The 11,412-nt window shown below is 63.6% G+C and carries 7 protein-coding genes and 2 rRNA genes; 7 read left to right on the forward strand and 2 right to left on the reverse strand.

The window, feature by feature from the left end:
• Positions 1–10 precede the first annotated feature (10 nt).
• Both dapB and BKD26_RS35650 read left to right on the forward strand, forming a co-directional pair.
• Positions 11–766 carry a 4-hydroxy-tetrahydrodipicolinate reductase gene (gene dapB / locus BKD26_RS35645; protein ID WP_084906854.1) on the forward strand — a complete coding sequence of 252 codons (756 nt, stop codon included), beginning with the start codon at positions 11–13 and terminating at the stop codon, positions 764–766.
• Positions 767–774: 8 nt separating this feature from the next.
• On the forward strand, positions 775–1,230 hold the full coding sequence (locus tag BKD26_RS35650) for a tetratricopeptide repeat protein (RefSeq protein WP_084906857.1): 456 nt from the start codon (positions 775–777) through the stop codon (positions 1,228–1,230).
• Between the two features lie 6 nt (positions 1,231–1,236).
• Here BKD26_RS35650 and BKD26_RS35655 read toward each other — a convergent pair whose 3' ends face one another.
• Entirely contained in the window at positions 1,237–1,785 is a 549-nt protein-coding gene (locus BKD26_RS35655; protein WP_084906860.1) for a hypothetical protein, read from the reverse strand.
• 106 nt (positions 1,786–1,891) lie between these two features.
• On the reverse strand, positions 1,892–2,134 hold the full coding sequence (locus tag BKD26_RS35660; RefSeq protein WP_084906862.1) for a hypothetical protein: 243 nt from the start codon (positions 2,132–2,134) through the stop codon (positions 1,892–1,894).
• 170 nt (positions 2,135–2,304) lie between these two features.
• On the opposite strand from BKD26_RS35660, the gene thyX reads away from it, so the two are divergent.
• From thyX to BKD26_RS35690, 5 genes are all read left to right on the forward strand, one after another.
• Positions 2,305–3,045: an FAD-dependent thymidylate synthase gene (thyX, locus tag BKD26_RS35665; protein ID WP_084906864.1), complete on the forward strand. Its 741-nt coding sequence runs from the start codon at positions 2,305–2,307 to the stop codon at positions 3,043–3,045.
• Between the two features lie 199 nt (positions 3,046–3,244).
• Positions 3,245–4,144 (forward strand): 4-hydroxy-tetrahydrodipicolinate synthase, encoded by a 900-nt coding sequence (gene dapA / locus BKD26_RS35670; protein WP_084906867.1) that lies wholly within the window; start codon positions 3,245–3,247, stop codon positions 4,142–4,144.
• A 107-nt stretch (positions 4,145–4,251) separates the two neighbouring features.
• Complete coding sequence (locus tag BKD26_RS35675) at positions 4,252–5,937, forward strand: ribonuclease J (RefSeq protein WP_084906869.1); 1,686 nt, start codon at positions 4,252–4,254, stop codon at positions 5,935–5,937.
• A 501-nt stretch (positions 5,938–6,438) separates the two neighbouring features.
• Positions 6,439–7,966 (forward strand): 16S ribosomal RNA (locus tag BKD26_RS35685).
• A 304-nt stretch (positions 7,967–8,270) separates the two neighbouring features.
• Positions 8,271–11,391 (forward strand): 23S ribosomal RNA (locus BKD26_RS35690).
• Together the 16S and 23S rRNA genes form the textbook arrangement of a ribosomal RNA operon.
• Positions 11,392–11,412: the final 21 nt, after the last annotated feature.

Here is an 11,412-nt window from a genome sequence, read left to right on the forward strand (position 1 = left end):
AAGCACGAGCATGAGCAGCAAGCTGCGGGTCGCGGTCATCGGCGCCAAGGGACGCATCGGCGCCGAAGCCGTACGCGCCGTCGAGGCCGCCGACGACATGGAACTGGTCGCGGCCCTCGGCCGGGGCGACAAGCTGGAGACGCTCGCCGAGACCGGCACCCAGGTCGCGGTGGAGCTGACCACCCCCGCCTCCGTCATGGGCAACCTCGACTTCTGCGTACGCCATGGCATCCACGCCGTGGTGGGCACGACCGGCTGGACCGAGGAGCGGCTCACCCAGCTGAACGGCTGGCTGGAGGCCTCGCCCGACACCGGTGTCCTGATCGCGCCGAACTTCTCCATCGGCGCGGTCCTCACCATGAAGTTCGCGCAGATCGCGGCGCCCTACTTCGAGTCGGTCGAGGTCGTCGAGCTGCACCACCCGAACAAGGTGGACGCCCCCTCCGGCACCGCCACCCGCACCGCCCAGCTGATCGCCGCCGCCCGCGCGGAGGCCGGCTGCGCTCCGCAGCCGGACGCCACGACGACGGCCCTGGACGGCGCCCGGGGAGCGAACGTGGAGGGCGTGCCGGTCCACGCCGTACGCCTCAGGGGCCTGCTGGCCCACCAGGAGGTGCTCCTCGGCGGCGAGGGCGAGACCCTGACGGTCCGCCACGACTCGCTGCACCACAGCAGCTTCATGCCGGGCATCCTGCTCGGCGCGCGCCGCGTGGTGACGACCCCGGGCCTCACCTTCGGCCTGGAACACTTCCTGGACCTGGGCTGACCGCCGTCATGCGCGCGAAGCTCACGTATGTCGTCACGGCTGCCGTCCTGGTCGTCTACTTCGTCCTGGTCGGCAGCCGGGGCGTGATGCTGATCCAGCAGGGCACCGCGCTCACCGTCACCTTCGGCTGCGCGGTGCTCGTCCTGCCGGTCATCGGCGTCTGGTTCCTGTGGAAGAACACCCAGTTCGTCACCAAGGCCAACCGCCTGGCTGCCGAACTGGAAGCCGAAGGCGGGCTGCCGGTCGACGAGTTGAAGCGCACGCCCGGCGGCCGCATCGACCGGGACTCCGCCGACGCCGTCTTCGCCAAGCGGCGCGAGGAGACCGAGGACTCACCGGACGACTGGCGCTGCTGGTTCCGGCTCGCGGTCGCCTACCACGACGCCCGCGACACCCCGCGCGCCCGCAAGGCGATGCAGCGCGCGATCGCCCTCCACGAGGGCAGGCAGCCGGTCGGGAGCTGACCGCGGTCAGGAACTAGCGCCGTACTCCGCGCTCCAGGCCTCGACCGTGTCGGCCGCCCGGTCGAACGCCTCGACCCGCGCCAGGAAGTCCGCGTTGTGGTCGGTGAGCAGCGCCAGCTGCTCACCACCCTTGCGTACGGCGACGAGAGCCTGCCCCTGCACGGTGCGCGGCAGCCCGAGCCACCGCACGGGCTGCTGCACGGTGCGTACGTCGGTGGTCTGCGCCCAGGGCAGTGTCGTCGTCCGGAAGAACGCGACGCGCCGCAGACCGTGCCGGCTCACCCAGGTCCCCACGCGCAGCATGCGCAGTGCGCAGACGACCACCAGGGCCGCCAGCACGAAGCACACGATCGCAGCCGACGGCGCCCCCGCGAAGGCGATGATCATGGTGGCCAGCAGCATGAACGAGGCGAGCAGCAGCGCCACCGCCGCCGCGGCGACCCGCCAGGGCCCCGGGCGGTACGGACGGCGCCACTGATCGTGATCGTCGAACGGCAGCGCGACGTCCTCGTCGGTGTCGAAACCACGGTCGGCCGTCAGGAAGGGCAGGGGCACGGCTGATCCTCACTCATACGCACGCTCGATGGGCTGTGCCGGGTGAGGCTACCCAGCAGGTCGACGCCCGGCCACCCCAGGGTGGCCGTACGGGGCAGTCCCCGCGTCAGCGTCCGTTGGATGCCTCGGACTTCTGACTGTGACCGGTGGTGGCGGGGCCGGACTCCATCGCCGGAAGGCCGAAGAGCAGCGACCCGGCCAGACCGGCCACGACGGTCAGCCCGATCAGCGTACGGCCGGCGACCTCCGAAAGGCTGGGACGCTGCCGAGCCGGGGGAGTGACGTTACTGCGGAAGCGGTCGGCCTCGGCGACGAACGCGAACGGGACTGCCTCACGCCGGCGGAACATGTGTGAGAACCCTCCTTGAGAACTCGTAATGGACGCTGCTACAGGGACAGACGCGCGAAGCAGCGGTTTGGTGCCCCTTTCGGTGCCCGAATTCAAGGGATTCATGTGCTGTCAGTGCCGGGCCGTAGAGTGGGCGCCGCCCGAGCGATGCAATTGGAAGGACCCCGCCGGTGACCGACACCCCCGCCGAAGACCTCAAGCCCAGCTTCCGCAGCGATGTGACCGTCGAGCTGGTCAAGCACAGCGCCGCCGACTCCGACGTCCTGTGGGCGGCCCGCGTCTCCACGGCCGGCGAGCAGTCCCTGGAGGAGCTCACGAAGGACCCGGAGCGCTCCAAGGGCCTGATCAACTACCTGATGCGGGACCGGCACGGCAGCCCCTTCGAGCACAATTCGATGACGTTCTTCATCAGCGCCCCGATCTTCGTCTTCCGCGAGTTCATGCGGCACCGCGTGGGCTGGTCGTACAACGAGGAATCCGGCCGCTACCGGGAGCTCCAGCCGGTCTTCTACGTCCCGGACGCCTCCCGCAAGCTCGTCCAGCAGGGCCGCCCCGGCAAGTACGTCTTCGTCGAGGGCACGGAGGAGCAGCAGGCCCTCGTGGAGCGCACGATGGAGGCCTCCTACGTCCAGGCGTACGAGGCGTACCAGGAGATGCTCGCCGCCGGTGTCGCCCGCGAGGTCGCCCGCTCGGTCCTCCCGGTCGGCCTGTTCTCCTCGATGTACGCCACGTGCAACGCCCGCTCGCTGATGCACTTCCTCGGCCTGCGTACGCAGCACGAGCTGGCCAAGGTCCCGTCCTTCCCGCAGCGGGAGATCGAGATGGTGGGGGAGAAGATGGAGCAGGAGTGGGCGCGGCTGATGCCGCTGACGTACGCCGCCTTCAACGCCAACGGCCGCGTCGCTCCGTAGTCGTCCCAGGTCACGGCACGGCACAGATGTACGGATCATCCGCCCGAAGTGTCCGTATTGCGGCGTTTCGAGAAGTTCATCTAGGCTGATCAAACGGACCCGGCACTGCTTGAACCCCCGAGCAGGCAGTGCCGGGCTCCACCTCCCTCACGTCCCCCGAGGGGACCCGGCGGGCAGAGCAGCGAGTAGCGTGTTACCCATGGCTCCGATCTCGACTCCGCAGACCCCCTTCGGGCGGGTCCTCACCGCTATGGTCACGCCCTTCACGGCGGACGGCGCACTCGACCTCGACGGCGCTCAGCGGCTCGCCACCCACCTGGTGGACGCAGGCAACGACGGCCTGGTCATCAGCGGCACCACCGGCGAGTCCCCGACCACCAGCGACGCGGAGAAAGACCAGCTCGTACGAGCGGTCCTCGAGGCGGTCGGCGACCGTGCCCACGTCGTCGCCGGCATCGGCACCAACGACACCCACCACTCCATCGAACTGGCCCGCGCCGCGGAGCGCGCCGGCGCACACGGCCTGCTCGCCGTCACCCCGTACTACAACAAGCCCCCGCAAGAGGGCCTCTTCCGCCACTTCACCGCCATCGCGGATGCCACCGGCCTCCCCGTGATGCTGTACGACATCCCCGGCCGCAGCGGCGTCCCGATCGACACCGAGACGATCGTCCGCCTCGCCGACCACCCCCGCATCGTCGCCAACAAGGACGCCAAGGGCGACCTCGGCCGCGCCAGCTGGGCCATCGCCCGCAGCGGCCTCGCCTGGTACTCCGGCGACGACATGCTCAACCTCCCGCTGCTCTCCGTCGGCGCCTGCGGCTTCGTCTCCGTCGTCAGCCACGTCGTCACCCCGGAGCTCCGCGCCCTCCTCGACGCCCACCTCACCGGTGACGTCCAGAAGGCCACCGAGATCCACCAGCAGCTGCTGCCGGTCTTCACCGGTATGTTCCGTACCCAGGGCGTGATCACTACCAAGGCCGCCCTCGCCCTCCAGGGCCTCCCCGCCGGGCCGCTGCGCCTGCCGCTGGTGGAGCTCTCCCCGGAGGAAACCGCTCAGCTCAAGATCGACCTCGCCGCCGGCGGGGTACAGCTGTAGCCACAGACTTCATAACTGAATACGAACAACACATCCGACAACAGCAAGTGCACGAATGTCATGCGCGCCACGTGCCTCCACGTGGCGCGTGTGGTGAGGAGAGTCTTTTGAGTCATCCGCATCCTGAACTGGGCGCGCCCCCGAAGCTGCCCAAGGGCGGCCTGCGCGTCACCCCGCTCGGCGGTCTCGGCGAGATCGGCCGGAACATGACCGTCTTCGAGTTCGACGGCCGCCTGCTGATCGTCGACTGCGGCGTGCTCTTCCCCGAGGAGGAGCAGCCCGGCATCGACCTGATCCTTCCGGATTTCACCAGCATCAAGGACCGCCTCGACGACATCGAGGGCATCGTGCTCACGCACGGTCATGAGGACCACATCGGTGGCGTCCCCTTCCTGCTCCGGCTCAAGCCGGACATCCCGCTCATCGGCTCCAAGCTGACGCTCGCGCTCATCGAGGCCAAGCTCCAGGAGCACCGGATCCGTCCGTACACCCTGGAGGTCTCGGAGGGCGACCGCGAGCGTCTGGGCCCCTTCGACTGCGAGTTCGTGGCGGTCAACCACTCCATCCCGGACGCCCTGGCCGTCGCCATCCGCACCCCCGCGGGCATGGTCGTCCACACCGGTGACTTCAAGATGGACCAGCTCCCGCTGGACAACCGTCTCACCGACCTGCACGCCTTCGCGCGCCTCAGCGAGGAGGGCATCGACCTCCTCCTCTCGGACTCCACGAACGCCGAGGTCCCGGGCTTCGTCCCGCCCGAGCGCGACATCTCCAATGTCATGCGCTCGGTCTTCGCGGGCGCCCAGAAGCGCATCATCGTGGCCAGCTTCGCCAGCCACGTGCACCGCATCCAGCAGATCCTCGACGCGGCCCACGAGTACGGCAGACGAGTCGCCTTCGTCGGGCGTTCGATGGTCCGGAACATGGGTATCGCCCGCGACCTGGGCTACCTCCGCGTCCCGGCCGGCCTGGTCGTCGACGTCAAGACGCTCGACGACCTCCCGGACCACGAGATCGTGCTCGTCTGCACGGGCTCCCAGGGCGAACCGATGGCAGCCCTGTCCCGCATGGCCAACCGTGACCACCAGATCCGCATCGTCCAGGGCGACACCGTGATCCTGGCGTCCTCCCTGATCCCGGGCAACGAGAACGCGGTCTACCGCGTGATCAACGGCCTGACCCGCTGGGGCGCCAACGTCGTCCACAAGGGCAACGCCAAGGTCCACGTCTCGGGCCACGCCTCGGCCGGCGAGCTGCTGTACTTCTACAACATCTGCAGGCCGAAGAACCTGATGCCGGTTCACGGCGAATGGCGCCACCTCCGCGCCAACGCCGAGCTCGGCGCCCTGACGGGTGTCCCCAAGGACCGCATCGTCATCGCCGAGGACGGCGTCGTGGTCGACCTCGTCGACGGCAAGGCCAAGATCGTCGGCAAGGTCCAGGCGGGGTACGTGTACGTCGACGGCCTCTCGGTCGGCGACGTCACCGAGGTGCACCTGAAGGACCGCCGCATCCTCGGCGAGGAGGGCATCATCTCGGTCTTCGTGGTGGTCGACTCCACGACCGGCAAGATCACCGGCGGCCCGCACATCCACGCCCGCGGCTCCGGCATCGAGGACAACGCGTTCGACGCGGTCATCCCGAAGGTCCAGGACGCCATCGCCAGGTCGGCCGCCGACGGAGTGGCGGAGCCGCACCAGCTCCAGCAGCTGATCCGCCGCACGATCGGCAAGTGGGTCTCCGACACCTACCGTCGGCGCCCGATGATCCTCCCGGTGGTCGTCGAGGTCTGACGCCCCACCAGCTCGCTTGCGGAGCGGGGCCCCTCGATTTGCATCGGGGCGCCCCGCTCCAGTACGTTTACGGCTCCGCCTGATCGGGAACCCGGCACATCTGTGTGCCTCACAGGGTGCCCAGGAGGGGCCGGAAATTCCGACTCAGAATCTCTGATAAAGTCGGTCCAGCCGAAAGGCAAAGGCCCTCCAACGGCCACCGGGAACTGAATCCGAACCGGAAACGGAACGGAAAAAGGATCTGGTAAGGTTGGAAACACGAAATACCGAAGGGAAGCGCCCGGAGGAAAGCCCGAGAGGGTGAGTACGAAGGAAGCGTCCGTTCCTTGAGAACTCAACAGCGTGCCAAAAATCAACGCCAGATTAGTTGATACCCCGTCCATCTTCGGATGGTCGAGGTTCCTTTGAAGAAAACACAGCGAGGACGCTGTGAACCGAGGGGATCATTCCTCCCCTCCGGTTCCGCTCAACGCGAGTGTCACACCCGATTACGGGTAAACATTCACGGAGAGTTTGATCCTGGCTCAGGACGAACGCTGGCGGCGTGCTTAACACATGCAAGTCGAACGATGAACCCGCTTCGGTGGGGGATTAGTGGCGAACGGGTGAGTAACACGTGGGCAATCTGCCCTTCACTCTGGGACAAGCCCTGGAAACGGGGTCTAATACCGGATAACACCGGCTTCCGCATGGGAGCTGGTTGAAAGCTCCGGCGGTGAAGGATGAGCCCGCGGCCTATCAGCTTGTTGGTGGGGTGATGGCCTACCAAGGCGACGACGGGTAGCCGGCCTGAGAGGGCGACCGGCCACACTGGGACTGAGACACGGCCCAGACTCCTACGGGAGGCAGCAGTGGGGAATATTGCACAATGGGCGAAAGCCTGATGCAGCGACGCCGCGTGAGGGATGACGGCCTTCGGGTTGTAAACCTCTTTCAGCAGGGAAGAAGCGAAAGTGACGGTACCTGCAGAAGAAGCGCCGGCTAACTACGTGCCAGCAGCCGCGGTAATACGTAGGGCGCAAGCGTTGTCCGGAATTATTGGGCGTAAAGAGCTCGTAGGCGGCTTGTCGCGTCGGATGTGAAAGCCCGGGGCTTAACCCCGGGTCTGCATTCGATACGGGCAGGCTAGAGTGTGGTAGGGGAGATCGGAATTCCTGGTGTAGCGGTGAAATGCGCAGATATCAGGAGGAACACCGGTGGCGAAGGCGGATCTCTGGGCCATTACTGACGCTGAGGAGCGAAAGCGTGGGGAGCGAACAGGATTAGATACCCTGGTAGTCCACGCCGTAAACGTTGGGAACTAGGTGTTGGCGACATTCCACGTCGTCGGTGCCGCAGCTAACGCATTAAGTTCCCCGCCTGGGGAGTACGGCCGCAAGGCTAAAACTCAAAGGAATTGACGGGGGCCCGCACAAGCAGCGGAGCATGTGGCTTAATTCGACGCAACGCGAAGAACCTTACCAAGGCTTGACATATACCGGAAACGGCCAGAGATGGTCGCCCCCTTGTGGTCGGTATACAGGTGGTGCATGGCTGTCGTCAGCTCGTGTCGTGAGATGTTGGGTTAAGTCCCGCAACGAGCGCAACCCTTGTTCTGTGTTGCCAGCATGCCCTTCGGGGTGATGGGGACTCACAGGAGACTGCCGGGGTCAACTCGGAGGAAGGTGGGGACGACGTCAAGTCATCATGCCCCTTATGTCTTGGGCTGCACACGTGCTACAATGGCCGGTACAAAGAGCTGCGAAGCCGTGAGGCGGAGCGAATCTCAAAAAGCCGGTCTCAGTTCGGATTGGGGTCTGCAACTCGACCCCATGAAGTCGGAGTTGCTAGTAATCGCAGATCAGCATTGCTGCGGTGAATACGTTCCCGGGCCTTGTACACACCGCCCGTCACGTCACGAAAGTCGGTAACACCCGAAGCCGGTGGCCCAACCCCTTGTGGGAGGGAGCTGTCGAAGGTGGGACTGGCGATTGGGACGAAGTCGTAACAAGGTAGCCGTACCGGAAGGTGCGGCTGGATCACCTCCTTTCTAAGGAGCACTTCTTATCCGGCTTCGGCTGGATCAGAGGCCAGTACATCGGCGAATGTCCGGTGCTGGTTGCTCATGGGTGGAACGTTGATTATTCGGCACACTCGGGATCTTCCTGTCAGTACTGCTTCGGCGTGGAACACAGAGAAGAGTCGAGGGTGTCGGGCACGCTGTTGGGTGTCTGAAGGTACGGGCTACGGTCTTTATCTTCGCGATGCCGGCCCCAGTGCACTCACCACGTTGTGGTGGGGTGATGGGTGGCTGGTCGTTGCTTGAGAACTGCACAGTGGACGCGAGCATCTGTGGCCAAGTTTTTAAGGGCGCACGGTGGATGCCTTGGTACCAGGAACCGATGAAGGACGTGGGAGGCCACGATAGTCCCCGGGGAGCCGTCAACCAGGCTTTGATCCGGGGGTTTCCGAATGGGGAAACCCGGCAGTCGTCATGGGCTGTCACCCATGCCTGAACACATAGGGCATGTGGAGGGAACGAGGGGAAGTGAAACATCTCAGTACCCTCAGGAAGAGAAAACAACCGTGATTCCGGGAGTAGTGGCGAGCGAAACCGGATGAGGCCAAACCGTATGCGTGTGATACCCGGCAGGGGTTGCGCATGCGGGGTTGTGGGATCTCTTTGTCATGGTCTGCCGGCCGTGAGACGAGTCAGAAACCGTATGGATAGGCGAAGGACATGCGAAAGGTCCGGCGTAGAGGGTAAGACCCCCGTAGCTGAAATTCATGCGGCTCGTTTAAGAGACACCCAAGTAGCACGGGGCCCGAGAAATCCCGTGTGAATCTGGCGGGACCACCCGCTAAGCCTAAATATTCCCTGGTGACCGATAGCGGATAGTACCGTGAGGGAATGGTGAAAAGTACCGCGGGAGCGGAGTGAAATAGTACCTGAAACCGTGTGCCTACAAGCCGTGGGAGCGTCGGATGCAAGCTTGCTTGCATCTCGTGACTGCGTGCCTTTTGAAGAATGAGCCTGCGAGTTTGCGGTGTGTTGCGAGGTTAACCCGTGTGGGGAAGCCGTAGCGAAAGCGAGTCCGAATAGGGCGATTTAGTAGCGCGCTCAAGACCCGAAGCGGAGTGATCTAGCCATGGGCAGGTTGAAGCGGAGGTAAGACTTCGTGGAGGACCGAACCCACCAGGGTTGAAAACCTGGGGGATGACCTGTGGTTAGGGGTGAAAGGCCAATCAAACTCCGTGATAGCTGGTTCTCCCCGAAATGCATTTAGGTGCAGCGTCGTGTGTTTCTTGCCGGAGGTAGAGCACTGGATAGGCGATGGGCCCTACCGGGTTACTGACCTTAGCCAAACTCCGAATGCCGGTAAGTGAGAGCGCGGCAGTGAGACTGTGGGGGATAAGCTCCATGGTCGAGAGGGAAACAGCCCAGAGCATCGACTAAGGCCCCTAAGCGTACGCTAAGTGGGAAAGGATGTGGAGTCGCAGAGACAACCAGGAGGTTGGCTTAGAAGCAGCCACCCTTGAAAGAGTGCGTAATAGCTCACTGGTCAAGTGATTCCGCGCCGACAATGTAGCGGGGCTCAAGCGTACCGCCGAAGTCGTGTCATTCCAGCATGAGGGCCAACGCCCGCTGGGATGGGTAGGGGAGCGTCGTGTGCCGGGTGAAGCAGCCGCGGAAGCGAGTTGTGGACGGTTCACGAGTGAGAATGCAGGCATGAGTAGCGATACACACGTGAGAAACGTGTGCGCCGATTGACTAAGGGTTCCTGGGTCAAGCTGATCTGCCCAGGGTAAGTCGGGACCTAAGGCGAGGCCGACAGGCGTAGTCGATGGACAACCGGTTGATATTCCGGTACCCGCTTTGAAACGCCCAATACTGAGCCCATTAATGCTAAGGCCGTGAAGCCGCCCCGGAGCCTTCGGGCAATGGGGAGTGGTGGAGCCGCCGGCCCAAGGTGGTAGTAGGTAAGCGATGGGGTGACGCAGGAAGGTAGTCCAGCCCGGGCGGTGGTTGTCCCGGGGTAAGGGTGTAGGCCGTGTGATAGGCAAATCCGTCACACATTAAGGCTGAGACCTGATGCCGAGCCGATTGTGGTGAAGTGGATGATCCTATGCTGTCGAGAAAAGCCTCTAGCGAGTTTCATGGCGGCCCGTACCCTAAACCGACTCAGGTGGTCAGGTAGAGAATACCGAGGCGTTCGGGTGAACTATGGTTAAGGAACTCGGCAAAATGCCCCCGTAACTTCGGGAGAAGGGGGGCCATCACTGGTGAGAGGACTTGCTCCTCGAGCTGGGGGTGGCCGCAGAGACCAGCGAGAAGCGACTGTTTACTAAAAACACAGGTCCGTGCGAAGCCGTAAGGCGATGTATACGGACTGACGCCTGCCCGGTGCTGGAACGTTAAGGGGACCGGTTAGCTCTGTTTCGACAGGGCGAAGCTGAGAACTTAAGCGCCAGTAAACGGCGGTGGTAACTATAACCATCCTAAGGTAGCGAAATTCCTTGTCGGGTAAGTTCCGACCTGCACGAATGGCGTAACGACTTCTCGACTGTCTCAACCATAGGCCCGGTGAAATTGCACTACGAGTAAAGATGCTCGTTTCGCGCAGCAGGACGGAAAGACCCCGGGACCTTTACTACAGTTTGATATTGGTGTTCGGTTCGGCTTGTGTAGGATAGGTGGGAGACTGTGAAGCTTGGACGCCAGTTCAGGTGGAGTCGTCGTTGAAATACCACTCTGGTCGTGCTGGATGTCTAACCTGGGTCCGTGATCCGGATCAGGGACAGTGTCTGATGGGTAGTTTAACTGGGGCGGTTGCCTCCTAAAGGGTAACGGAGGCGCCCAAAGGTTCCCTCAGCCTGGTTGGCAATCAGGTGTTGAGTGTAAGTGCACAAGGGAGCTTGACTGTGAGACCGACGGGTCGAGCAGGGACGAAAGTCGGGACTAGTGATCCGGCGGTGGCTTGTGGAAGCGCCGTCGCTCAACGGATAAAAGGTACCCCGGGGATAACAGGCTGATCTTCCCCAAGAGTCCATATCGACGGGATGGTTTGGCACCTCGATGTCGGCTCGTCGCATCCTGGGGCTGGAGTCGGTCCCAAGGGTTGGGCTGTTCGCCCATTAAAGCGGTACGCGAGCTGGGTTTAGAACGTCGTGAGACAGTTCGGTCCCTATCCGCTGTGCGCGTAGGAATATTGAGAAGGGCTGTCCCTAGTACGAGAGGACCGGGACGGACGAACCTCTGGTGTGCCAGTTGTTCTGCCAAGGGCATGGCTGGTTGGCTACGTTCGGGAGGGATAACCGCTGAAAGCATCTAAGCGGGAAGCCTGCTTCGAGATGAGTATTCCCACCTCCTTGAGAGGGTAAGGCTCCCAGTAGACGACTGGGTTGATAGGCCGGATATGGAAGCCCAGTAATGGGTGGAGTTGACCGGTACTAATAGGCCGAGGGCTTGTCCTCAGTTGCTCGCGTCCACTGTGT

This window comes from Streptomyces sp. CB03238, assembly GCF_002099185.1.
GTDB lineage: Bacteria > Actinomycetota > Actinomycetes > Streptomycetales > Streptomycetaceae > Streptomyces.